Source organism: Pseudomonas sp. GL-B-19 (assembly GCF_019956415.1).
Taxonomy (GTDB): Bacteria; Pseudomonadota; Gammaproteobacteria; order Pseudomonadales; family Pseudomonadaceae; genus Aquipseudomonas.
The window spans coordinates 14,495-38,476 of the sequence record NZ_JAHBDK010000020.1; the positions used below are offsets into that span (position 1 = coordinate 14,495).

Below are 23,982 nucleotides of genomic sequence, written 5' to 3' on the forward strand. Positions count from 1 at the left end.
CTTATAGTTAGCGACCAAGGAAGACAATGCAAAAAAATAGAATACGTATTGAAAAGTGCAGGGTCATATTTTTCGACCTTGAGTTCTATGTCCCGGAGAACAGTCGTTCAGAGTTAGGCTTTTGCTATAATCCTTGGGACAAGGGTTGTAAATTCTTAGGCGGCTCATTTCTAGTTGCAAATCCGGAGAAGGACTTCCATATCAGCAAGTCAGAAATAAGCAGGAAAACGCAGTCGCTCTGGTTATGGGGGCATGATTCTGAAAGAGAGTTATTAGAAAGAATATACTTAATACTAAAAACAGCCCACGACAAAGTAAGAGACGCACATGGAGGCACGGTTTCGCCAGTGCTATGTGGTATAGGGATTACATCGTCCGACATTCCAATACTATTTGAGTTGTTCAAACGATTCCAGATTTTAACAAATCAAGAAGCTTTTAAGTTTCAAAATAGCTTCAGAGTCGTTGACTTGTCACAACTCGCAATAAGCACATTCAACAATCCAAATAACTTTCTCTACCCAAAAACAAAGAGCCATATTTTAAATAAATACATGCCAGGCACTAAGTTTGAGACAGGAAAGACCGTATGGCAGCTTTATGAATCAAAAAGTTACGAGGAGATTCAGCAGCGAGTGGTGAGCGAAATTTTTTCAACTCATCGTTGTTACGAGTTAATAAAAGCTGATTTAGAAGTATTCAAATGCCTTGAGCTGAGAAACAAAAAGCTTGAAAAGAGTAAAGCAAAGACAGTGATTGGCATTGTTGATTGTTGATATGGTGCTCAAATCCTTCGCTTCGTTACTGGGATAGGCTAAAGCCTGCCTCTTAACCTAGCGTTAGGCGCCGTTTGGATCGAAAACCGCCTTAAGTGAGCGACCGCTCCTGGCCGATTTCTGCCTGTGAGTGATCAGTCTGGTGTCATGAGTACGGCGAGCGTCAATTTGATGAACTCTTCATTTTTGTCGATCGTTTGCAGGGCGCTGCGAACGTTGCCGCCGACCTCGGTCGCTCCGCGCTGCTCAATCCAAAGCGTGAGCTCCATGATGGCAGCCTCCAGGGCGAGCTGGTTTTCGTTGATTTTGAACAGCAGGGAAGGGAGCAGGTCTGAGTTTGGCATCGCGATTCCTCCATGGAGGCTTCAGCGTAGCAGCAGTATTAGGAAGTGACGAACGGTAGGCAGGACGCCTAGGGAGAGAATGAAGCTTGTACCGATTTTTGTACCACTGACCGTGTAAAGCTGGTTAAAACCGGGTATTCCAAGGTAAGGAAGTGCCCGGTTTCATTGGCCCTGAGTACTTTGCCTTACCCCTTTAGAATCGTGGTGTAATTCTGCTCCAATGCAGAAATGCAAATCCCGAAGATTTGCGGATTAGAGGCTTCTATTTCCCCCCAGAAAAACGCCAGAATCATCGCATGGTGATGCTTGCGTTAGCGATGGGGGGCAGTTCATAGTTTGTAAGCGTGCGCTTACATGAGTCCTTGCTATGATTTCCGAGATTTCACCGCATGCATCGCCATTTCTCCATCCTTCATCAAACCTAGGTCTCATATGCAGCCAGAAGCGATTGTAGAAGCGCTAAGAAAGTATGAGGCCGAAACAAGTGAAATCCTGTCGCGCTTCACACACTCACGCGATCATATTTCTATCAAGGCTGAAGATAACTACAGATTGCGCCAAATTACGACAGAGTTGGTGGATCTTCTTCACGACCATATTCCTGGATCCGCCCAGCACATTCGAATGATCGCCAATTACTACAATCAAGGCATCGCGAACTTCTACAGCTCATCGTCGTATTCTAGTGTGAAGGAGATTCAGGGAACTATTTCTGCGATCGTAACGCGCATCGAAAGAAATCCCGGGCTCTTCAAACAGCCAGCAGGTCCTATTGATGTCTCGCTCACTGAGCGGAAACTCCTGGATGCGCTAGACCAGATAATTCTTCGTTTTCACGCGGTTGTCATTCAATTACGAAGTAGGTACAACGAGCGCTCCACACTCGATGTGAATGATGAGTACGACGTTCAAGATCTACTGCATGCACTACTACGCCTGTATTTCGATGACGTAAGGCCCGAGGAATGGACTCCGAGTTATGCTGGTCGCTCATCTCGCACTGACTTCTTGCTTCCACAGATCGACACAATTATCGAGATTAAAAAGACCCGCGCCGGACTCAATGCTAAAAAGGTCGGCGAGCAGCTCATCATAGACATCGCTCGTTACAAGAAGCATCCGCAGTGTCGGCGATTGATTTGCTTCGTTTATGATCCGGAGGGTCGTATCACCAATCCAATTGGCCTCGAAAATGACTTGAACAATGGGAATGAGGGGATTGAAGTTCTGGTTTCAATCCTGCCAAAGGCTAATGGTCGATAGCTGTCACTCCGGCGCCATTAGTACTTCAAGCGTCAGCTTGATGAACTCTTCATTTTTATCGATGGTGTCCAAGGCGCCGCGGACGTTATCGGCAACCTCGGCCGATCCGCGCCGCTCGACCCGATTCGACCAGCCGTTGATCGTAAAAGAGGGTAGAAGGGGACGGTCGGCCAGACGCTGGGGAGGACCGAAAAGGTGTGGGGACTTTTTCGGGGATTCGCTAATTTCGGTTTGGCTCTGTAAGGCACCGTTTGCAGCGAGCGCCAGTAGAAGACTCAGCAAATGCTGGGTTTTATGCCCATTTCAAGCATGGGGTGCTAGTGCTCTAAAGAAGTCGGGCAAATGAGCATCGACGCCCGGAATAACCTGCTGCCGGCGCCCAAGGACTAGGCGCCGGGAGACATTGCAATTACTTGCCCTTCGGAGGCGCGTTGCCGCGACCAGGGCCAGATTTGTGCCCTGTGGTGCTGGGTCCATTTATGAGGCCAGGGGCTTTAGCTCCGCCACCCCCACCGCCTCCTTTTCCAGCTCCGCCCGATGCGATTTTGGTTCCGCCAGATTTAGGCATGATCGTCTCCTGGGTGCGTGACACAGTAGAAATCTAACCATAGACGCTCAGTCAAAAGGAGCCAGGGTATTCATCGGCAGAACGCCGGGGAAGGGGTCGAAAACGGCGTGAGTTATGGAACGCTTCCATAATAGTTCTGGAACACATCGCAGGAAGGGCTTCCGGCACCAAACCCCAGAAACGACAAAGCCCTGAAAAATCAGGGCTTTGTTGTATAAAGATGGCGGAGGCGATGGGATTCGAACTCATGGACCTGTTACAGTCGACGGTTTTCAAGACCGTTGCCTTAAACCACTCGGCCACACCTCCGTTTGTGTTGCGGGCGCCATAATACCTGAATGAAACACACTGTCAAACTCTCTGCATAGCTTGTTACTGAGCGTCTGTTATGATCTTTGCGACTGAACGTTTCAAACCAACAGGAGTGTCGCCATGCGCGAACAGGATTACGCAGTTAATAACAGCGTGCAGGCTGAGCAGCTAGAGGTTAGCCGCGTCCTGCGCAACACTTACGGCTTACTCGCTCTCACCCTCGCATTCAGCGGCGTGATGGCGTTTGTCGCTCAGCAGATGCGCGTCGGTTACCCGAACGTGTTCGTGGTGCTGATCGGCTTCTACGGCCTTTTCTTCCTCACCAACAAACTCCGTGATTCTGCCTGGGGCCTGGTTTCTGCTTTTGCCCTGACCGGTTTCATGGGTTTCCTGCTCGGCCCGATCCTCAACCGTTACCTGGGAATGCAGGGCGGCGCTGAAGTGGTCAGTTCGGCGTTCGCGATGACGGCGCTGGTGTTCGGTGGCCTGTCGGCTTATGTGCTGATTACCCGCAAGGACATGAGTTTCCTGGGCGGTTTCATCACGGCAGGCTTCTTCGTGCTGCTGGGTGCGACGCTGGCGAGCTTCTTCTTCCAGATCAGCGGCCTGCAACTGGCGATCAGCGCAGGTTTCGTGCTGTTCTCCTCGGTCTGCATTCTGTACCAGACCAGCGCCATCATTCATGGCGGCGAGCGCAACTACATCATGGCGACCATCAGCCTGTATGTATCGATCTACAACCTGTTCATCAGCTTGTTGCAGCTGTTCGGCATCATGAGCCGCGATGATTAATCGAAGGCTTTAAGTAAAAAACCCGCTCAGGCGGGTTTTTTATTGCCTGACATTCAGGTCATTCAGTCAATGACAATGCTGCCATCGGCCTGCTGGCGGTAGATGGTGTAGGGCAGCAACAAGGTGTCGAGTGCGCCGGACATGACCACGTCGATCAGCACGACGGCTGGAGCATCGGTGTGGTCTTGTGCATCGAGGCCTTTTTTCAGTGGCGCATTCAAACTGCAAAAATCATAGCTCACACCGCTGTAGATTCGCGGAACTGCACCACAATAGCTCTTCTGTTCCTTGAGGCTTTCAGCCGCCACTTCGTCACCGCGCACCACCGTTTGAATCGTGCCGCAGCCCGCCAGCAGCAGCGCCGCGAGTAGCATTGCCTGAGTTTTCATAGACCGCCAATCCTTCGCCGGAAACCCCTCAATCTACGCCATTGGCAAACAAACATCACTCATGCCATCGGTGGCAACCGGCGTTTGACCGGGGTCTTCTTGACGATTGCGGTGTTCGTTTCGGCGTGGGTATTCAGGCGGTCGAGGAGGGTGTCCAGTTGTTCCATGGAGCGCACGTGCAGGCGCGCGATGAAGCAGTCGTCGCCCGTGACTTTGTCGCACTCGGTGAATTCGGGGATGGCCTGAATCTGTCGCTCCACTTCCTGCAACTGGCCCGGCAGCGGGCGAATCCGCACGATGGCCTGGAGTTGATAGCCAAAGCATTTCGGGTCGATCTCCACGGTGTAGCCCTTGAGCACGCCGCGTTCTTCGAGGCGGCGCAAACGCTCGGCGACACTGGGCGAGGACAAGCCGCTGAGGTGCGCCAGCGCTTTGAGCGAGCGCCTCGAGTCTTCCATCAAGGCGCTGATCAGCACTTGGTCGATGTCGTCGGTCATGGCGAAACCCCTGTAAGGCTATTAAGTGAAACCGCCTTGATAAAAAAGGCATAAATCGAGTTTAGCCTGCTTTTTGCGCTGGAGAAGCTCCCGAGTAGATTGGCATACTTTGCGCTCAAACACAGGAGTCTGAAGATGGACAAATCAATACGTCGCGGTTCATTTGAGATGACCGCCGCCATGCTGATCTCCGGGACCATTGGCTGGTTCGTGCTGGTTTCCGGGCAACCGGTGCTGGACGTGGTGTTCTGGCGCTGCCTGTTCGGGGCGGGCACCTTGCTGCTGATTTGTGCGGCCTTCGGCTTTTTGCGTCCTGACATTCTGACCCGTACCACGTTCCTGCTGGCAGTGTTCAGTGGCGTGGCAATTGTCGGCAACTGGGTGCTGTTGTTTGCGTCGTATTCGCGCGCCTCGATTGCCATTGGTACGGCGGTGTACAACGTTCAGCCGTTCATGTTGGTCGGCCTGGCCGCGTTGTTCCTCAACGAAAAAATCACCTTGCAGAAACTGTTCTGGCTGGGCATTTCGTTTCTCGGGATGCTGGCGATTGTCAGTGCTCATGGCGAGCAGGGTGAGAGCGGCAATGATTACCTGATGGGGATCGGCCTGGCGCTGGGCGCGGCCTTCCTTTACGCGATTGCCGCGCTGATCATCAAGCGCCTGACCGGTACGCCGCCGCATCTGATCGCATTGATTCAGGTCTGCACCGGGGTGCTGATGCTTGCGCCGTTCGCGCACTTTTCCGCCCTGCCGCAAGCGCCGAGTGCCTGGGCCAGTCTGGTGACACTGGGCATCGTCCACACCGGTGTGATGTATGTGCTGTTGTACGGCGCGATTCAAAAGCTGCCAACCGCATTGACCGGGGCGTTGTCGTTTATCTACCCGATTGCGGCTATTTTTGTCGACTGGTTTGCCTTCGGCCATCGCCTGGAACCGCTGCAATGGCTCGGCGTGGCGGCGATTCTGCTGGCTGCCGCGGGGATGCAACAGGGCTGGGGCTTCAAATCTCGGAAACTGGCGGCACAGTAAGCGTCAGATGTTCCAGCGCGGGGCGGTCTTGACCAGTCGTTGGCGCATCTCGCCGATGTTGGCGGCGAACTGACGGGTCAATAACCGATAGCCGTCTAGCGGGCTGTAGACCGGCGTATCAAGACTTGAGGCTGGCGGCAGGTCGACAGGCCGGCTCAGCCGTTGCGACGCACCGGTTTTCAGCGCCCGCGCCATACCGATCAGTTGCACGCGGATCTGCCGATGCTCCACGGTCATCGCCGACTGCAACTGCGCCATGGCGTTGGGGTCGCGGGCATCCGGGCGGGTGTTGCCGAGGATTTCCAGGGTGCTGACGCACATCCGCAAGTTGCGCTGAATGGCATCCAGTTCAGTCATGGAGATCTTCACTTCCTTGGAAACCGACGGCATCAGCGAGCGCAATTGCACCATCACGGTGTTCAGGCGCCCCATGAGCTTGAGGTGTTCATCGTCGCTGACCGGCTCACCATTGATGATGCGCCCATAGATCGTCGCGCAATCGCGCAAGGCATCGGCCAGGTTGTAGCGCCAGGAAAACACCGCGTACAGCGGTAGCGCGAAGGAAAACGCCAGCGCCAGCGCGATGCCGATCAGAATGTCTACCCCGCGCCACAAGCCGTCCGTGACGGGGTTGTCACCGTGCCCCGCGACAATAAACACGGTGATCGCCGCCAGCAACGCCGTATAGCCGCCCTTGCCAATGGCGTGATACGAGAAAAACCCGCACACCACCGACATGGCGAAATAAGTCAGCCACGGCATCCCGAGCCAGGCCTGTTGCGCGACCAGGACCAGACCGACTCCAGCCCCGATCAAGGTGCCAATGGCTCGCTCGGCGGCTTTTTTGCCGATATTGCCGTGATGCTGTAAGCCACCGATCACCACCAGCATCGTCACCGACGCCCATTCGCCATGGGGCAAATGGATGCCGGTGGTCAGCAGGATTGTCGCCAGCAATCCGAGCGAGACCCGCACCGCGTGGATCAGTCTGGCGTTGCGATAGCGCCGATACGGGTCCAGCAGCGGACGCAGCAATCGGCGCAGCAGCGGTGGCAATCGTTGGCTGAAGGTGCTCAGTCGCTATGTCCTCAGAAAATATAATCAGTGGTCAGGAAGCTTGAACTGCGTCCGCTGATGATCTCGCTGATGAGGTCTTTATTGGTTTCCTGGAACTTGGTGGCAACCAACGTCCGGATCGAAAACACCCGCAACGCATCATGCACCGACAACGTGCCCTCGGCCGAGTTCTTGCGGCCGTTGAACGGGAAGGTGTCCGGGCCGCGCTGGCATTGTGCGTTGAGGTTGATGCGCCCGACCTGGTTGGCGAACGTGTCCACCAGCCGGCCGACCGCGACCGGGTTGGTGCCGAAAATACTCAGCTGCTGGCCGAAGTCCGATTCCAGGACGTAATCGATCACCGTGTCAAGATGGCGGTACGGCACAATCGGGATGACCGGGCCGAACTGTTCTTCCTGATAGATGCGCATTTGCGGGGTCACCGGGTACAGCACCGCCGGGTAGAAGAACGAGGCGCGGGCCTGACCGCCGTTGGGATTGACCACCTTGGCCCCTTTGCTTTCGGCGTCCGCCACCAGCGAATGCAGGTAATCGACCTTGCCCGACTCCGGCAACGGTGTCAGCGCCACGCCGCTTTCCCACGGCATGCCGGGTTTGAGGCTGGCGAGTTTAGCGTTGAATTTGTCGATGAAGGCTTCGACCACGTCTTCATGGACGAAGAGGATTTTCAGCGCGGTGCAGCGCTGGCCGTTGAACGACAACGAGCCGGTCACCGCTTCACTTACCGCGTTGTCCAGATCGACCTCCGGCAAGACGATGCCGGGGTTTTTCGCATCAAGGCCCAACGCCGCACGCAAACGGTGCGGTTTGGGGTGAAGTTTTTTCAAATCGCTGGCGGCTTTGTTGGTGCCGATAAACGCGAAGATGTCGATCTTGCCGCTGGCCATCAGCGCGCTGACGGTCTCGCGGCCGCTGCCGTAGATCACGTTGATCACCCCGGCCGGGAAGCTGTCGCGGAATGCTTCCAGCAGCGGACGAATCAACAGCACGCCGAGTTTGGCCGGTTTGAACACCACGGTGTTGCCCATGATCAGCGCCGGAATCAACGTGGTGAAGGTTTCGTTCAGCGGGTAGTTGTAGGGGCCCATGCACAGGGCTACGCCGAGCGGGACGCGACGGATCTGGCCGAGGGTGTCCTGTTCCAGTTCGAAACGGCTGGAGCGGCGGTCGAGCTCCTTCAACGCATTGATGGTGTCGACGATGTAATCGCAGGTGCGGTCGAACTCTTTTTCCGAGTCCTTGAGGTTTTTGCCGATCTCCCACATCAGCAGCTTGACCACCGCCTCACGCTGCTCGCGCATGCGACCCAAAAAGGCTTCGACGTGCTGGATGCGTTCGGCGACCCGCATGGTCGGCCACAAGCCCTGGCCACGGTCATAAGCTCGGACGGCGGCGTCCAGGGCGGTCAGCGCGGTGTCGGCATCCAGCAAGGGGGTGCTGCCGAGGATCACTTGCTCGTCACCATTAGCGCCGGTCAGATAAACCGGGCTTCGGACCTGGGCGAGAGGCCCGGACCAGGTTTTCAGTTCGCCATCGACCAGGTACTCACGCTGCTCGGTCTGGCCGTCGAGGCGGTACTTTTCCGGGATGTCGGCGTGGCTCGGGAACAGGTTGTCGAGAATATTGGTTGTGGTCATGTCGCTACCCCCTCTGGATTAGGTGATGCCTTGGTGAAACGTTTTAGCAGACCTCGGCATCGCTTGTCATGACTCATCTTGGTGATTTGCGGCACAGCGTGATGGCGCGTGGATATCCCGGCACCTCAGAAGCCCCCTTGTTGGCCCCCAATGCCCTCAACCCGCCCACGCGGGGTGCCTTAGTGTTGAGCTCTCCTTGATCACAACAAAAAAAGAGCATCCGACTGACGGGGCACTTAGAGGACCACCATGCGGGAACGCCGATTCACTGAAAAGCCTAGCCTTAGTTTTGCTCTGGTGGGGGGGCGTCTTCGCGGCGTTGCTCGCGGGGTGTGGCGAAGAGCCGAAAAGCCCGGTCACGTACAGCGGAGCGGCCACCGCCCGAACCGAACGCAGCCTCGCAGGCTCGGCAGCTGCTACAGGACGCTGCACACAAACCCTCGTGCTCCGGTTAAACTCCGTGCTCATTTTCAAGGAGTTCATATGAGTTATTACCAGCCGGGCATTCTCGCCACCCCCGTTCCGCCTCAAGCCCGCCATATGTTCTTCGCCCTCGAATCCGCCGAAGCATTGCCGGTTGCGCTCAACAACTTGATGCAACTGGTGGACTGGAAGTCGGCTGTCGTCGGTTTCGGGGCATCGCTGGTCAAGGCATTGCACGCGCAGATCGATGGCCTGCGAGCCTTTCCGGCGTTGACCGGGGTTGGTGTCGATAACCCGTCGACGCAACACGCACTCTGGTGCTGGTTGCACGGCGTCGACCGGGGTGAATTGCTCAATCGCAGCCAGGCCATCGAAGCCGCTCTGGCGCCGGCCCTGCGCCTGGTGCAGATGAACGAAACCTTCCGCCACATGACCGGCCATGACCTGACCGGTTACGAAGACGGCACCGAAAACCCGCACGACGACGCCGCTGTCGCCGCCGCACTGTTGAGCGAAGGCGCGGAAGGCCTGGTCGGTGGCAGCTTTGCCGCGATCCAGCAGTGGCAGCATGACCTCAAAGGCTTCCACGCGATGCCGTCCCATGAGAAGGACAACATTATGGGCCGTCGTTTGAGCGACAACGAAGAGCTCGACGATGCGCCGGTCTCGGCTCACGTCAAACGCACCGCCCAGGAAAGCTTCGCGCCCGAGGCATTCATCGTCCGTCGTTCGATGCCATGGATCGAAGGTGATCACGCGGGCCTGATGTTCCTTGCGTTCGGCTTTTCCCTCGACGCCTTTGAAGCGCAACTGCGGCGCATGAGCGGTCTGGAAGACGGCATCACAGACGGCTTGTACCGCATCAGTCGACCGATCACCGGCGGCTACTACTGGTGCCCACCGCTCAAGGACGGTCAGCTGGACCTGCGCGCTTTGCGCATTGGCTAACGAACAGGAGATGAACATGGACGTGGTGCGTTGGGGCATGATTGGTTGTGGCAGTGTCGCCGAGCGCAAGAGCGGGCCGGCCTTTTACAAGGCGCCCGGCTCGGCGTTGGTGGCGGTGATGGGGCGGCGTATCGACGCGGTGACGGATTACGCCACACGCCATGGCATCGCCCGGGTGTACACCGACGCGCAAGCGCTGATCAATGATCCCGAGGTGGACGCGGTGTACATCGCCACGCCACCAGACAGTCATCACGCCTACAGCCTGTTGGTAGCCGCCGCCGGCAAACATTGCTGTGTGGAAAAACCGATGTCGCTGAATGCCGGGCAAAGCCGCGAGATGGAAAAGGTTTTTGCCAACGCTGGATTGCACCTGTTCGTTTCCTACTACCGACGCTCGCTGCCGCGCTTCCAGCAAGTGCGTCAGTGGCTGGAAGCGGGGCGGATAGGCGAGGTCCGGCACCTGACCTGGACGCTGACCAAAGCCCCGTCGCCAATCGATCTGGGCGGCATGCACAACTGGCGCACAGACCCGGGCATTGCCGGTGGCGGTTACTTCGCTGACCTCGCCAGCCACGGGTTTGACCTGTTCCAGTACCTGCTCGGTGACATCACCGACGTCGCCGCTTTCACCGCGCGACAGGCCGGGCTGTATACCGCCGAAGATGCCGTCAGCGCCAGTTGGCGGTTTGCTTCCGGCGCAACGGGTATGGGCTGCTGGAACTTCGTGGCGGATCGTCGCGAGGACCGGGTCGAGGTGATCGGCAGCCAGGGCCGAATCAGTTTTTCGGTGTTCGATGAGCATCCGGTGCAGCTTCACGCGGATGAACATATCAGCCTGCACATCGATCATCACGAACACATCCAGTGGCATCACGTGCTGGGCATCAACGCGCATATTCGCGGCGAAGCGCAGCATCCGGCAGTGGCCGGGGAAGCGCTGAAAACCGATTGGGTGATGGACCAGATCCTCAAGCGCCACTAGCGCCCACTGAACCACACCGATGTAGCAGCTGAGGAGCACCGCGAGACTGCGTCCGGCGGCGCAGCCGTCGTAAACCCTGCATGCAAGGTTTTCCTGACACACCGCACTCTCTGATTTCACGACGGCTGCGCCGCCGGACGCAGCCTCGCGGTGCTCCGCAGCTGCTACAAAGGATTGTGCTCGTTCGGCGAATCTAACCTTATGCTCAAACAGTATTTCTCAACCCTCATCGGGCCTCTCTAAGATCACGTCATAACTCGTTATAACAAGTGATCTGCCATGACCGATAACGTTCTATCCCTCAGTAGCGTCCCGTTACACACCCAACTGCGTGACGTGCTGCGCGCCCGCATCCTCGACGGTGAATACCCGCAAGACAGCCAGATGCCTTCCGAAAGCGAACTCGGCGCGCTGTTCAAAGTCAGCCGGATCACCGTGCGCCAGGCCTTGGGAGATCTGCAGAAAGAAGGGCTGATCTTCAAGATTCACGGCAAAGGCACCTTCGTCGCCAAACCGAAAACCTTCCAGAACGTCAGCACGCTGCAAGGCCTGGCCGAGTCCATGACCGGTCGCGGCTACGAGGTGATCAACCGCCTGCGCAGCTTCAAATTCATCGCCGCCGACAAACTTGTCGCCGAGCGCTTGCAGGTCGCTGAAGGTGAAATCGTGGCACAGATCAAACGGTTGCGGCTGATCAACCGCGAGCCGATCTCGCTGGAAATTACCTACCTGCCCAAAACCCTCGGCGAACGGCTGGAGAAGTCTGATCTGGTCACCCGCGATATTTTCCTGATCCTCGAAAACGACTGCGGCCTGGTCCTCGGTCACGCCGACCTGGCCATCGATGCGGTCTTGGCCGACAGCGACCTGACTCACGCGCTGAACGTCGAACCGGGCTCGCCGATCATGCGCATCGAGCGCCTGACCCACGATGCCAGCGGCCAACCCGTGGACTTCGAACACCTTTACTACCGTGGCGATGCCTTCCAGTACCGCTTGCGGATCGACCGGCAAAAAGGGACGCAGGCATGACGCACAGCTCAATAACCAGAAGCACTTTGGAGCAGGAATACGACATCGTCGTGATCGGTGGCGGCACTGCGGGGCCGATGGCGGCGATCAAGGCCAAGGAACGCAACCGCGACCTGCGCGTGTTGTTGATCGACAAGGCCAACGTCAAACGTAGCGGCGCGATCAGCATGGGCATGGACGGGCTGAACAACGCGATCATTCCCGGCCACTCGACGCCCGAGCAGTACACCAAGGAAATCACCATCGCCAACGACGGCATCGTCAATCAGGCAGCGGTGTACGCCTACGCGACTCACAGCTTTGAAACCATCGAGCAACTGGACCGATGGGGCGTGAAATTCGAGAAGGACGAGACCGGCGACTACGCGGTGAAAAAGGTCCACCACATGGGCGCTTACGTGCTGCCGATGCCGGAAGGGCATGACATCAAAAAGGTTTTGTATCGCCAGTTGAAACGGGCACGGGTCAGCATCACCAATCGCCTGGTCTGCACCCGATTACTGACCGATGAAGAGGGCGCGGTCAACGGTGTGATGGGCTTCGATTGCCGCACCGCGGACTTCCATGTGATCAAGGCCAAAGCGGTGATTCTGTGCTGCGGGGCCGCCGGGCGCCTGGGGTTGCCATCCTCGGGATACTTGATGGGCACCTACGAAAACCCGACCAATGCCGGCGACGGTTACGCCATGGCCTATCACGCCGGTGCCGAACTGGCGAACCTGGAATGCTTCCAGATCAACCCGCTGATCAAGGACTACAACGGCCCGGCCTGCGCCTACGTCACCGGTCCCTTGGGAGGCTACACCGCCAACAACAAGGGCGAACGCTTCATCGAGTGTGACTACTGGAGCGGCCAGATGATGTGGGAGTTCCACCAGGAACTCGAAAGCGGCAACGGCCCGGTGTTTCTCAAACTCGATCACCTGGCCGAGGAAACCATCCAGAACATCGAAGAGATCCTGCACAGCAACGAACGCCCGAGTCGCGGCCAGTTTCACGCCAATCGCGGGACTGACTACCGCACGCAGATGGTCGAGATGCACATCTCCGAGATCGGTTTTTGCAGTGGGCATTCGGCGTCGGGTGTGTGGGTCAACGAGCGAGCGGAAACTTCGGTCAAGGGTTTGTACTCGGCGGGTGACATGGCAGCAGTGCCGCACAACTACATGCTCGGCGCGTTCACCTATGGCTGGTTTGCCGGCACCAACGCGGCGGACTTTGTCGTCGGGCGCGAGTTTACATCGCTGGATGTGGATCAAATCGAAACCGAAAAAGCCCGGGTTTACGCACCGCTGGACCGCGAACACGGCCTGCCACCTGCGCAAGTCGAGTACAAGCTGCGGCGTTTTGTGAACGACTACCTGCAACCGCCGAAAGTAACGAAGAAAATGCAGATCGGCCTGCAACGCTTCAGCGATATCCAGCGCGACCTCGATCAGATCAAGGCCCACAACGCCCACGAACTGATGCGCGCCATGGAAGTCAGCATGATCCGCGACTGCGCCGAAATGGCCGCCCGCGCCTCACTGTTCCGCGCCGAAAGCCGCTGGGGGCTTTACCACTATCGGGTCGATCACCCGCAACGCAACGACAGTGACTGGTTCTGCCATTGCCACTTGAAGAAGGGTGAGGACGGTCTGATGACCAGTTTCAAGAAAGCCGTCGAGCCTTACATTATTCCGCTGGACGCCGATGAAATGCAGGCTTACGACCGGCTGCGGGTCGGCGCCTTTGCGGCCTGAGCATCACCAAAAGAGAGACCGCCAAATGGCCTATCAACCCCAGGAAATCTTCTTTCGCTCCAACGCGCCGGTAACGGTCGACGAGGATCTTTGCATCGCCCACAAAGGCTGCACCGTGTGCGTCGACGTCTGCCCGATGGATCTGCTGGCGATCAACCCTGCCACGCAAAAAGCCTATATGGCGTTCGACGAATGCTGGTACTGCATGCCCTGTGAAAAGGACTGCCCGACCGGAGCGGTGAAAGTTGAAATTCCTTACCTGTTGCGCTGAGTGAGCGCATTCAATCTCCATTGAATGACAGGACGCCTTCGCGAGCAGGCTCGCTCCCACAGGGAAATGCATTCCAGTCAGGGAAATGCATTCCAACAGGGAAATGCAATCTAAATGTGGGAGCGAGCCTGCTCGCGAAGAGGCCAGCCCAGACAACAAAAAGCCATCCGGCAACACCGGACGCCAGCTTCAAACACCCCTCGTTTCCCACCGCGCCCAGATCGTGGCGGAGACGAACACTCAATAAACGATTCGAGGGGATACACCTATGTTGCGTGCAGCATTAGCCGGTCTGGTACTGGCCTCATTCACCCTGTCGGCCTCCGCCGAAACCATCCGCATTGCCATCGGCACCCAGGACACCACCATCAATTGCGCCGCCGGCGGATTGCTGATTCGTGAACTGGGTCTGCTCGATAAATACCTGCCTCACGACGGCCAATACAAAGACGCCAAATACGAGGTCGAGTGGAAAAACTTCACCAGTGGCGCACCGCTGACCAACGAAATGGTCGCCGGCAAACTCGACTTCGGCGCCATGGCCGATTTCCCCGGCTCGTTCAACGGCGTGGCGTTCGAAACCGCCGGTAAACACAGCCTGTTCATCAGCGTGCTCTCGGGCAGCATCAAGGGCAGCGGCAACGGCATCGTGGTGCCGAGTGCTTCGGGTGTGCAGTCGTTGGCAGAGTTGAAGGGCAAAACCATTTCCGTGCCGTTCGCCTCGACGGCCCATGGGATGTTGCTGCGTGCCGTGGCGGCCCAGGGTTGGGACCCGCTCAAAGACGTCAACATCATCGCCCAACCGCCAGAAGTCGCAGGCTCTGCGTTACAGGCCGGGAAGATCGACGCTCACGCCGATTTCGTGCCGTTTGCCGAACTGTTCCCGAGCCGTGGGTTTGCTCGCAAGATTTACGACGGCGCCCAGGCCGGCGCACCGACGTTCCACGGCGCGTTGGTGGATCAGGCGTACGCGAAGAAGTACCCGGAAATCGTCGTCGCTTATCTGCGGGCGAGCCTCGAGGCCAATCAGTTGCTGGCGGCTGAGCCGGAGAAGTACAGCGAACTGATCGCCAAAGTCACCGGCGTCGATGCCGAGGTCAACTACCTGTTCCATGGCCCGCTCGGCGTGCAAACCCGCGACCTGAGCTGGAAGCCGGAATACCGTCAGGCGGTGGGCACCGCCATCGATACGCTCAAGTTGTTGAAGAAGGCTGATCGCGGTCTCGATCTCAATACCTTTATCGACGATCAGTACATCCGCGCTGCGTTCAAGGCTTCGAACCTGGATTACACCGCGCAACTGACCAACTACGAGCAGACGCCTCTGAAGGCAGTGGATGCGGCGAGCGGTAAAGCGATCACTGACTTCAGTCATGTGGCGGAAATCTGGGTGCGCGGAGAGCCGAAGGTTCGGCAGTACGCCTCGGCGCAAGCGGCGTTCACCGCGTTGGCCGGTTTGAAGTCGGAAGGCAAAAACATCCGCGCGGTGTATACCCAGGCCAACGACAGCGGGATCAAGTTGCTGGCGGATCAGGCGTGGTTTGCCAGTGATGCAAAGGGGCAACTCAGCGCCTTCTTGCTCAAAGGTCAGGCCCAACAATTCGCCACGGCCCAGGGCGGAAAGGTCTTCGACTTCACCGAAGCCACCACCCAGACCGTCACCGCCCGCTAACCCCAGAACACCGAAACCCCTGTAGGAGCCGGCTTGCTGGCGATTGCGATCCGACATTCAACATTGATGCTGGCTGTCCCGCCGTCTTCGCCAGCAAGCCGGCTCCTACAGGTTTGAATTGAGAGGAAGAATTGTGTACCGATCTTATGCACGCTGGATTCCAAGAGCAGCTTCATTGTTGCTCTGCCTGCTGTTCTGGCAACTCGCCGCCAGCGGTCACTGGAACCTCGGCCTGGTCACCTTCGCCAACGTCCCGACCCCACTGGCCGTCATCCAGGCCGCGTTGGGCCTCGGCGATTCTGGCAAGCTCGCCCAGCACCTGAGCAGCAGTCTCAGCCGGGTCTTCGCCGGCTACCTCGCCGCGCTGCTCATCGGCATCGCTCTGGGCGTGGCCATCGGCCGCTCGAAATGGGCCGAAGACTTGCTGCTGCCGCCATTGGAAGTCCTGCGCCCAGTCCCCGCCGTCGCCTGGATTCCGCTGGCCATTCTCATGTTCCCGTCCTCGGAACTGTCGATGGTCTTCATCACCTTCACCGGCGCGCTGTTCCCGATTCTGCTCAACACCGTGCACGGCGTCGAAGGCGTCGACCCACGCCTGATCGCCTCGGCCAAAAGCCTTGGGGTAGGGCGTCGGGCGATTCTGCTGGAGGTGATTTTGCCGGGCGCCGCGCCGAGCATCATCATCGGCCTGGCCATCGGCATGGGCACTTCATGGTTCTGCCTGGTGACGGCGGAAATGATCTCCGGCCAATACGGCATCGGCTATTACACCTGGGAGTCCTACACCATCCAAAACTACGCCGACATCGTCGTTGGCATGTTGCTGATCGGTGTACTCGGGATGGGCAGCAGCCTGCTGATCAAACGTCTCGGCGGGCTGTTCACGCCGTGGCACCGACCACGAGGAAAAGCCTGATGAGCGTGATGCAAACCCCGGAAGGGCGGATTGATATTCGCCAGTTGTCCATCGTCCTCGGTGATGGGCCGCAGGCCTTCGAAGCCGTGCAAGGTCTGGATTGCCAGATTGAAGCGGGGCAGTTCGTGTGCATTCTCGGGCCGTCCGGTTGCGGCAAATCGACCTTGCTCGGCGCGTTGGCCGGGCACCTGCAACCGCGATCCGGCAGTCTCAACGTCGATGGCGCGCAGGTCTCGGGCCCGTCGCCGCAGCGCGGCATGGTGTTCCAGCACCACACGCTGTTCCCTTGGCGAACCGTGCGCGACAACGTCGCTTTCGGTTTGAAAATGCGCGGCATGGGTAAAGCCGAACGCCACGCAACCGCCGATGAAATCCTTGCATTAGTGGGCCTTGAAGGGTTCGCCGAGCGCTGGCCGGATCAGCTCTCCGGCGGCATGCAACAGCGGGTGGAAATCGCCCGGGTGCTGATCAACCGCCCGCGTCTATTGCTGATGGACGAACCCTTCGGCGCCCTCGACGCGCTGACCCGATTGAACATGCAGGAACTGCTGCTGGACATCTGGACGCGGATTCGCACCACCGTGGTGTTCGTCACCCATGACATCGACGAAGCATTGTTTCTCGCTGATCGCCTGCTGGTCATGAGTTCGCGTCCCGGTCGGATCATCGAAGACCTGCGCCTCGACTTCCCAAGGCCACGCACCACCGAACTGGTGACGAGCCATGAGTTTTCCCGCTTGAAACGCCATTGCCTCGAATTACTGCGTCACGAAGACGGTCGGCAGTTACCGCGCCTGAACCCTCTCGGACTTCCCCCTGAAAACAAACTGCCGCGATTTGCCCTATGACCTCACTATTTGATGTAACCGATAACGACGACATTCTCGCCCTGCAACCGCGCCTGACCGATGACGATCCGGGCATACGTCGCATTGCTCTGATCGAATTGGCCGACCTCGAAGAACCGGACGGTTTGTTATGGCTGGTCAACCGACTGGCGCATGATCCGACCGAAGAAGTCCGCGCCGAAGCCGCACGCTTGCTTGAAGCCTGGGAGGAGGAACCTGTGGTCGAAGCGTTGTGCCAGGCGCTGACCGATCCCTCGTTGGCCGTGCAATCGGCCGCGGCGCAAAGCCTCAGTCTGCTCAAGAGCGAGGCGGCAGGCCGGGTGATTCTGCCGTGGACCGGGCATGCCGAGGCCAGCGTGCGCATTGCCGCGTTCAGGGCGTTGCGTGAGTTGCGTTTCCCCGATGCCGCCGCTGCCGCTTTAGCCGCGTTGAAGGATGCAGACGCCAGCGTTCGCCGCGAGGCGGTTGGCGTGCTCGGTTGGCTCAAACAGCTCGATGCGTTGCCGGCTTTGGCGAGATTGGCCAGCACCGATCCCGACACCGAAGTCCGCCGCGCCGCCACCGGCGCCCTCGGTCTGGCCTCCGATGCTCAAGTGCTGCCAGCGCTGCGCCAGGCCTTGCAAGACGAAGCCTGGCAAGTGCGCGAAGAGGCCGCGACCACGTTGGGCAAAGTCGGCCACATTGACGCGGGTCCCGCATTGATCGAGGCCTTGAGCGACGATTACTGGCAAGTCCGCCTGCGCGCCACTCGCAGCCTCGGTCGTTTGCGTTACGCCCCGGCCCTTGAAGCCTTGATCGAAACCCTCGGCCACCGCATCAGCAACCTGCGCAAGGAAGCCGCGCTGGCCCTCGGCGAATTGAACGACATGGGGGCCATCGCCCCCTTGCAGGCCGCGCAAGACGACGGCGACCCGGAAGTGCGCAAAGCCGTGCGCATCGCCTTGAGTCAACTGCTGTGAACCCGGTGGCAGTGGGTAATTCCCAAGGTAAACAGCAGCTGCGATTGAACTGGCCGGATGGGCGTGAGCAATTGCTGGGTCATGCTGAACTGAGGCGTCAATGCCCGTGCTCGCAATGTCGGGCGTTTCGGTTGCAAGGGCTGACAGTGAAGGTCGATGAGCGCATTCGAGTGATTGAACTCAACCAACAGGGCTACGGCCTGCAACTGATTTTCAGCGACGGCCACGAACGCGGCATCTACCCGTGGGCCTACCTGGCACAACTCACTCCCGAAACCACTCCATAACCCTTGTGGGAGCGAGCCTGCTCGCGAAAGCGGTGGGTCAGTCGACATCGATGCTGAATGTCAGTCCGCCTTCGCGGGCAAGTCGGATCGCCGCATCGCCGCTCCTACAGGGGATCTGTGTGGGTCAGAAGGATTTGCTGACACTCGCCACCACGGTCGCACTGCACACGTCGTCAAACCCCCAGTTGCTGGTGCATTGGCTTTTCGACAGGTCGGTGTCGATGTAGCTCAAGCCCAGCAGCACCCCGGCCAGTTCGTGGGTCAGTTTGACTTCCCACTCGCGGTACGAGTCCTCGGCATGGCCCGAGCTCGAGTACAGGTACGGATCCTTGAAGTCCATGTTGCCATAGCGCAGTTTCAGGCCGGTGTCGTAAGGCAATTGGGTTTCGTAACCGACATAGCTGTACAGCGAATTCTGCTTGCTATCGACGCCCGGCGCATCGTCGGAGTAATAGGCGCCGAGTTTCACCCCGTAGACACTGAGAATGCCGTAGACCTCGCTCTGATTGAACTGACTTTCTTTCGGGTACGTGTATCGCAGATAGCCAATGTCCAGGTTGACGTCCTCGGTGGCTTCCCAAAGCCAACCGGCGTAGTAGTCGATTTCCTGACGGGTTTTCAGGCCGCCGCCGAAGTCGACGTTCGAACTCCAGGCCCCCACGTACAAACCCGTGCTGTGGGCCAGCGTCACGCCGGCCTGCACGGCGGGATCATTCTGTGTTTGCGAAATGCCACGGGAGCGGTAATCGCTCGCCAGGGTCAGGTCCACCAGTACGGAAAAGTCGTCATTCAAGACGATGGCCTGGCTGCTCAACGGCAGCAGACTCAAGGAACCGAGGGCGAACAGGGTGAAAGCTTTCATGAGTACAGTCCCGATATTGTGATTGTTATGGGCAGTTTTTGCGGCAAAGCTGCGCCGAACCCCGGCGACGAGCGCGGGGGGCGGGCAGCGGATCGAGCGGATTTTTATTAGAGGGTCGGTGCGTAGACTTCGCGTCCGGCGAACCAGGTTTGCAGCACTTGGGTGTCGCTCAGGGCCTTGTTGTCGACGGTGAATACGTCACGGTCCAGCACGATGAAGTCGGCTTGCTTGCCAGGGGTCAGCGAACCGATTTGCTTCTCCAGGCCGATGGTGCGCGCGGCGTTAAGGGTGTAGGCGTAGAACATCGTTTCGCGATCCACGGCTTCTTTGATGTTCAGCACGCCCAGCGGGCCGACGCGGGTGATGGCCTGGGCCATGGCGTTCCATGGGTTGGGCGAAGACACCGGCCAGTCACTCGCCCCCGAGATGGTCGCGCCCTGTTTGAGCAGTGAATGCGCCGGGTATTGATAGCGGAAGGCGAGAGCGCTGACGTAAGGCTTGATCATGTCCGTGGTGTAGTCGTCGGCCGAAGCCCACAGCAATTGCATCGAGGCGATGACGTCCAGTGGTTTGAACCGCGCAAACTCTTTCGGGTTGACGATTTGCAGGTGCGTGATCGAGTGCGTCACGCCGCTTTGGCGATCCTTGCGCGCCTGGGCGATGCCGTTCAGCGACTCCCGCACCGCGCGGTCGCCGATGGCATGGATGTGCACCAGCCAGCCGCGCTGGTCGATGGCGCTGACCAGTTCGCCGAAATGCTTTGGATCGATCAGCAATTCGCCCTGTTTGTGCGAGTTGTTGTAAGGGTCGATCATTGCCGCGCTCTGGGCCGGGAATTCGATCACGCCGTCGGCGAAGATCTTGACGCCAGGCAGGGTCAGGTTCGGGATGCCCTGAAATTGCTGGCGGACCTTGTCCAGCGTATCGAGATCAGCCGGTACGCTTTTTGAGTTGGCCACCAGCAAAGCCGCCACGTGCACACTCATGCCACCGGTTTCGGCCAGCGCTTTATAGGCCGGTAGCACGCCGACGGTTTTCTCCGTGGGCTTGAGCGCGAACAGCGGTTCGCCGGGGGCGGCATTGGCGGCGGGGTCCATCCACGCCGTGATGCCGAAGCTGTTGTTGTAGCGCACAGCCGATTGGGCGGCCTTGAGCATGTCGGCGGTGCTCGGCACGGGCATTTTCGAGGACACCCGGTCCCAACCGGCATCCACCAGGAAGCCGTTGGGGGTGCCATCGGCACGTTTGCCAATGGTGTCCACTTCGGCGGCGGGCAATGACTTGAGCAACGCGGCATCAATCCCGGCGCGCTTGAGCATGAAGTCGTTGGCCCAGGCTGTGTGGTGGTCGCTGCCAGTGAACACCACGGGCACGTCCGCCCATTCGCCGTTGTTGAATTTTTTGCCCAAGTCTTCGGCCTTGGCCCAGTAAACCGAGCTCATGCCGGCCACGGTCAACACATCGCCGTGTTTGGCCTTGCCGTCGTCACGCCAGCCGCGCAGGCGTTTTTCCAGTTCGTCGAGGTCGACCACCTCGTCTTCCATGTTGGCCACGACCATTTCCAGACCGCCAAAAATCGCGTGGGAATGGGTGTCGATCAGACCGGGCATCAGGGTTTTACCACCCAGATCCACCACTTTTGTTTGCGGCGTGATCAAGGCTTTGATCTGTGCATCGCTGCCGACTTGCAGCACCTTACCGTCCTGTACCGCCAGCGCTTGCACCTTCGGTTGGGCACGGTCGGCGGTGAAAATCTTGCCATTGATCAGCACCAGATCGGTGGCTGCCATGGCTTCCATCGAGGCAAAACTAACAGCGGCCATCAAGAGATTCGGGATGAATCTTTTCATTGAATGTTTCCTTGTTATTGCGTCTGATGGCCAGATTAGTGGCTGCTGGTGCGCAGCAGAACGTCTTCCTCACGAAAAACGTTTTTGCCTGAATGGAAAAAGTATGGACAAATTGGGTGCATTGAAAATGTTCGTGGTCACGGCGCAACTCGGCAGTTTCAGCCGCGCCGCCGAGCAACTGGGCAAGACCCCGTCGGCCCTGACCAAAGCGGTCAACCACCTGGAGGCCGAACTCGGCGCCCGTTTGTTCGAGCGCAGTACCCGGCGGATTCTGCTGACCGAATCCGGGCGTCTCTATCTGGAAACCGCACGCCAGGTGTTGCAGCGGCTGGAGGAGGCCGGCGAGGAAATCGAGCAGCTGCAGCATGGCCTGCGCGGCAACCTGAAAATCACCGCACCGCTGGCCTACGGGCAGGCGTTTCTCGATCAGGTGTGTGGCGGTTTTTTGGAGCAGTACCCGCAGATCAATTTGCAGGTGGACCTGTGCGATGAGTTCGTCAATCTGCTGGAAAGCGGCTACGACCTGGCCCTGCGCGAAGGCCATGACGACTTGCCGGGGTTGATCGCCCGCGTCGTCGGCAGCAATCGTCTGGCGTTGTGCGGCAGCCCGGCCTATCTGGCGCGTAAAACATTGCCTGTCACCCCGCACACCCTCGATGACCACGAATGGCTGTTGTATCGACATCCGTTGCTCAGCCGCGAATTCTGGTGGGTCGAGCGCGACGGGCAACGCCTGAGCCTGCCCCAGCCGCAAAATCCGCGGTTGCGCAGCGACAATTACGACCTGCTGCTGGCCAACGCACTGGCCGGACGCGGCTTGTTGCACACACCGCTGTGGAGCGCCGCGCCGTACATCGCCGATGGCCGGCTGGTGCAGGTGATGGCTGACTACGACATCGACCCGGACAGCTTCGGCCCGCATATTCTGGCGGTGTACCCGAGCCATCGGCGGGCGACCGCGAAAGTGCTGGCGTTTATCGATTACATCGCAGGGTTTCTGGCGTCTCGTGGCTTGAGTGATGACGGCGGCAGATGACGCTGGTGTTTCGGTCGTTTACACGCATGCGTCACTCTCCTCACACACCGACTCCCTGTAGGAGCTGTCGAGTGAAACGAGGCTGCGAATCTTTTGACTTTTGCTTTTTAAATTCAAGATCAAAAGATTCGCAGCCTCGTTTCACTCGACAGCTCCTACATAGCTCCTACACGGCTCATGCGCAGATCCTACAAGTCCTTGTCAGGAAAATGCCAAAAGAGTACAAATGTACTCCATGACGACTCTAACTCCCCGCCGTACCGCCATCCTGACCTTTATCCGCGACCGAATCGCGGAGCACGGTCAGTCCCCGAGCCTCGCTGAAATCAGCGAGGCCTTTGGTTTCGCCTCCCGCAGCGTGGCGCGCAAGCATGTGCTGGCGTTGACCGAGGCCGGTTTCATCGAGGTCAACCCCCATCAGGCTCGGGGTATTCGTTTGCTCGGGCAACCGGCGCGGCCCGAGTTGTTGGACGTTCCGGTGCTCGGCCGGGTGGCAGCGGGTGCGCCAATCGGCGCCGATGCCGAAGTGCACAGCCGGTTGCTGCTGGATCCGTCGATCTTCTCGCGGGTGCCGGATTACATGCTGCGGGTTCAGGGCGATTCGATGATCGAGGACGGCATTCTCGACGGCGATCTGGTGGGCGTGCGGCGCAACCCGGAAGCGCTCAATGGCCAGATCGTGGTGGCGCGACTGGACGGCGAAGTCACCATCAAACGTTTCGAGCGGACCGGCGACACGGTTCGCCTGTTGCCGCGCAACCCGGCGTATCAGCCGATCATCGTTCAACCCGATCAGGACCTCGCCATCGAAGGCGTGTTCTGCGGCCTGGTGAGGCAAGGGTGATGGGCGCCGTCGTTGCGCTGGATACGCTGTTCAATGGCGGCCAGGTCTGGAAGGGCCGGCCTGCGCCCCCGGCCGTCAGCCCGCAACCCACCGGGCATGCCGCACTGGATGCGGCGTTGCCCACCGGTGGCTGGCCGGAAGCGGCGTTGACCGAAATCCTCATGGCCGGGCAGGGCGTTGGTGAATTGCAGCTGGTGTGGCCGGCGTTGGCGCGGTTGTCGGCGGCGGGTGAGCGCATCGTGCTGGTGGCGCCGCCCTACGTGCCGTACCCGCAAGCGTGGCAGAACGCCGGGGTCGATTTGCGCCAGTTGTCGATCATTCAGGCCAGCGAACGGGATGCCTTATGGGCGGCGGAACAATGCCTGCGTTCAGGCAGTTGCGGGGCGGTGTTGTGCTGGCCGCACAAGGCCGATGACCGGGCGTTGCGCCGCTTGCAGGTGGCGGCGGAAACCGGCTCGACCCTGGCGTTCGCCTACCGCTCGATCCATGAAGCCATCAACCCTTCGCCCGCCGCCCTGCGCATTGCCATCGACGCCAAGCCTGCGCAATTACGCGTGCTCAAGTGTCGGGGCGGGCTAGCGCGTTCGGCGCCGATTGCCTTCTCCGTGGGGCATTGAGGTTGC

Annotated in this window: 24 protein-coding genes and 1 tRNA gene; 17 read left to right on the forward strand and 8 right to left on the reverse strand. The window is 58.8% G+C overall.

The genetic code is table 11. The features are described 5' to 3' along the window. The first annotated feature begins 26 nt into the window (after positions 1-26). A complete protein-coding gene (locus KGB06_RS06750) occupies positions 27-776 on the forward strand; it encodes a hypothetical protein (RefSeq protein WP_223513040.1) in 750 nt (249 codons plus the stop codon). 134 nt (positions 777-910) lie between these two features. Here the strand turns inward: KGB06_RS06750 and KGB06_RS06755 are convergent, their stop codons facing one another. After that, a complete protein-coding gene (locus tag KGB06_RS06755) occupies positions 911-1,120 on the reverse strand; it encodes a hypothetical protein (RefSeq protein ID WP_223513042.1) in 210 nt (69 codons plus the stop codon). Between the two features lie 354 nt (positions 1,121-1,474). Here KGB06_RS06755 and KGB06_RS06760 point away from each other — a divergent pair, with 354 nt between their 5' ends. After that, positions 1,475-2,383 carry a hypothetical protein gene (locus KGB06_RS06760; RefSeq protein ID WP_223513044.1) on the forward strand — a complete coding sequence of 303 codons (909 nt, stop codon included), beginning with the start codon at positions 1,475-1,477 and terminating at the stop codon, positions 2,381-2,383. Between the two features lie 789 nt (positions 2,384-3,172). On the opposite strand, the gene KGB06_RS06765 is transcribed toward KGB06_RS06760, so the two are convergent. Continuing rightward, a tRNA-Ser gene (locus tag KGB06_RS06765) sits at positions 3,173-3,260 on the reverse strand. A 123-nt stretch (positions 3,261-3,383) separates the two neighbouring features. Here KGB06_RS06765 and KGB06_RS06770 point away from each other — a divergent pair. Continuing rightward, complete coding sequence (locus KGB06_RS06770) at positions 3,384-4,055, forward strand: Bax inhibitor-1/YccA family protein (protein WP_223513046.1); 672 nt, start codon at positions 3,384-3,386, stop codon at positions 4,053-4,055. A gap of 62 nt (positions 4,056-4,117) precedes the next feature. On the opposite strand, the gene KGB06_RS06775 is transcribed toward KGB06_RS06770, so the two are convergent. Beyond that, complete coding sequence (locus tag KGB06_RS06775) at positions 4,118-4,444, reverse strand: YceK/YidQ family lipoprotein (RefSeq protein ID WP_223513050.1); 327 nt, start codon at positions 4,442-4,444, stop codon at positions 4,118-4,120. Positions 4,445-4,503: 59 nt separating this feature from the next. Beyond that, positions 4,504-4,941, reverse strand: a complete 438-nt coding sequence (locus KGB06_RS06780) for an Lrp/AsnC family transcriptional regulator (RefSeq protein ID WP_059182827.1) — start codon at positions 4,939-4,941, stop codon at positions 4,504-4,506. Positions 4,942-5,076: 135 nt separating this feature from the next. Between KGB06_RS06780 and KGB06_RS06785 the strand changes: the two genes are divergently transcribed. Further along, positions 5,077-5,970: a DMT family transporter gene (locus KGB06_RS06785; RefSeq protein ID WP_223513053.1), complete on the forward strand. Its 894-nt coding sequence runs from the start codon at positions 5,077-5,079 to the stop codon at positions 5,968-5,970. A 3-nt stretch (positions 5,971-5,973) separates the two neighbouring features. Here the strand turns inward: KGB06_RS06785 and KGB06_RS06790 are convergent, their stop codons facing one another. Next, on the reverse strand, positions 5,974-7,017 hold the full coding sequence (locus KGB06_RS06790; RefSeq protein WP_223513869.1) for an FUSC family protein: 1,044 nt from the start codon (positions 7,015-7,017) through the stop codon (positions 5,974-5,976). A 41-nt stretch (positions 7,018-7,058) separates the two neighbouring features. After that, positions 7,059-8,684 (reverse strand): NADP-dependent glyceraldehyde-3-phosphate dehydrogenase, encoded by a 1,626-nt coding sequence (locus tag KGB06_RS06795; protein ID WP_223513056.1) that lies wholly within the window; start codon positions 8,682-8,684, stop codon positions 7,059-7,061. Between the two features lie 483 nt (positions 8,685-9,167). Between KGB06_RS06795 and KGB06_RS06800 the strand changes: the two genes are divergently transcribed. The 10 genes from KGB06_RS06800 to KGB06_RS06845 all read left to right on the forward strand — a co-directional run bounded on the left by KGB06_RS06800 (position 9,168) and on the right by KGB06_RS06845 (position 18,767). Further along, positions 9,168-10,055: a Dyp-type peroxidase gene (locus tag KGB06_RS06800; RefSeq protein WP_223513059.1), complete on the forward strand. Its 888-nt coding sequence runs from the start codon at positions 9,168-9,170 to the stop codon at positions 10,053-10,055. Positions 10,056-10,071: 16 nt separating this feature from the next. Then, positions 10,072-11,040, forward strand: coding sequence for a Gfo/Idh/MocA family protein (locus KGB06_RS06805; RefSeq protein WP_223513068.1), 969 nt, complete (start codon positions 10,072-10,074; stop codon positions 11,038-11,040). 279 nt (positions 11,041-11,319) lie between these two features. Beyond that, positions 11,320-12,072: a GntR family transcriptional regulator gene (locus tag KGB06_RS06810; protein ID WP_223513070.1), complete on the forward strand. Its 753-nt coding sequence runs from the start codon at positions 11,320-11,322 to the stop codon at positions 12,070-12,072. Next, positions 12,069-13,814: a fumarate reductase/succinate dehydrogenase flavoprotein subunit gene (locus tag KGB06_RS06815; RefSeq protein WP_223513072.1), complete on the forward strand. Its 1,746-nt coding sequence runs from the start codon at positions 12,069-12,071 to the stop codon at positions 13,812-13,814. Before KGB06_RS06810 ends, KGB06_RS06815 begins: the two co-directional genes overlap by 4 nt. 25 nt (positions 13,815-13,839) lie before the next feature. After that, positions 13,840-14,085: a ferredoxin family protein gene (locus KGB06_RS06820; protein ID WP_007946457.1), complete on the forward strand. Its 246-nt coding sequence runs from the start codon at positions 13,840-13,842 to the stop codon at positions 14,083-14,085. A gap of 268 nt (positions 14,086-14,353) precedes the next feature. Then, positions 14,354-15,757, forward strand: a complete 1,404-nt coding sequence (locus KGB06_RS06825) for an ABC transporter substrate-binding protein (RefSeq protein ID WP_223513073.1) — start codon at positions 14,354-14,356, stop codon at positions 15,755-15,757. Positions 15,758-15,890: 133 nt separating this feature from the next. Continuing rightward, complete coding sequence (locus KGB06_RS06830) at positions 15,891-16,673, forward strand: ABC transporter permease (RefSeq protein WP_223513074.1); 783 nt, start codon at positions 15,891-15,893, stop codon at positions 16,671-16,673. After that, positions 16,673-17,521 carry an ABC transporter ATP-binding protein gene (locus tag KGB06_RS06835; protein ID WP_223513075.1) on the forward strand — a complete coding sequence of 283 codons (849 nt, stop codon included), beginning with the start codon at positions 16,673-16,675 and terminating at the stop codon, positions 17,519-17,521. The genes KGB06_RS06830 and KGB06_RS06835 overlap by 1 nt, the downstream gene beginning before the upstream one ends. Continuing rightward, positions 17,518-18,480 (forward strand): HEAT repeat domain-containing protein, encoded by a 963-nt coding sequence (locus KGB06_RS06840; protein WP_223513076.1) that lies wholly within the window; start codon positions 17,518-17,520, stop codon positions 18,478-18,480. Before KGB06_RS06835 ends, KGB06_RS06840 begins: the two co-directional genes overlap by 4 nt. Continuing rightward, positions 18,477-18,767, forward strand: a complete 291-nt coding sequence (locus tag KGB06_RS06845; protein ID WP_223513078.1) for a DUF971 domain-containing protein — start codon at positions 18,477-18,479, stop codon at positions 18,765-18,767. The genes KGB06_RS06840 and KGB06_RS06845 overlap by 4 nt, the downstream gene beginning before the upstream one ends. Positions 18,768-18,891: 124 nt before the next feature. Here the strand turns inward: KGB06_RS06845 and KGB06_RS06850 are convergent, their stop codons facing one another. After that, positions 18,892-19,629 (reverse strand): TorF family putative porin, encoded by a 738-nt coding sequence (locus KGB06_RS06850; protein ID WP_223513080.1) that lies wholly within the window; start codon positions 19,627-19,629, stop codon positions 18,892-18,894. Between the two features lie 107 nt (positions 19,630-19,736). Further along, the gene (locus tag KGB06_RS06855) at positions 19,737-21,479 is read right to left on the reverse strand and encodes an amidohydrolase (RefSeq protein ID WP_223513082.1); all 1,743 of its coding nucleotides are present in this window, start codon (positions 21,477-21,479) and stop codon (positions 19,737-19,739) included. Between the two features lie 103 nt (positions 21,480-21,582). Here KGB06_RS06855 and KGB06_RS06860 point away from each other — a divergent pair, with 103 nt between their 5' ends. From KGB06_RS06860 to imuA, 3 genes are all read left to right on the forward strand, one after another. After that, a complete protein-coding gene (locus KGB06_RS06860; RefSeq protein ID WP_223513084.1) occupies positions 21,583-22,515 on the forward strand; it encodes a LysR family transcriptional regulator in 933 nt (310 codons plus the stop codon). 226 nt (positions 22,516-22,741) lie between these two features. Beyond that, on the forward strand, positions 22,742-23,359 hold the full coding sequence (gene lexA / locus KGB06_RS06865) for a transcriptional repressor LexA (protein ID WP_223513086.1): 618 nt from the start codon (positions 22,742-22,744) through the stop codon (positions 23,357-23,359). Then, positions 23,359-23,976, forward strand: coding sequence for a translesion DNA synthesis-associated protein ImuA (imuA, locus tag KGB06_RS06870; RefSeq protein ID WP_223513089.1), 618 nt, complete (start codon positions 23,359-23,361; stop codon positions 23,974-23,976). The genes lexA and imuA overlap by 1 nt, the downstream gene beginning before the upstream one ends. The last annotated feature ends 6 nt before the right edge of the window (positions 23,977-23,982 follow it).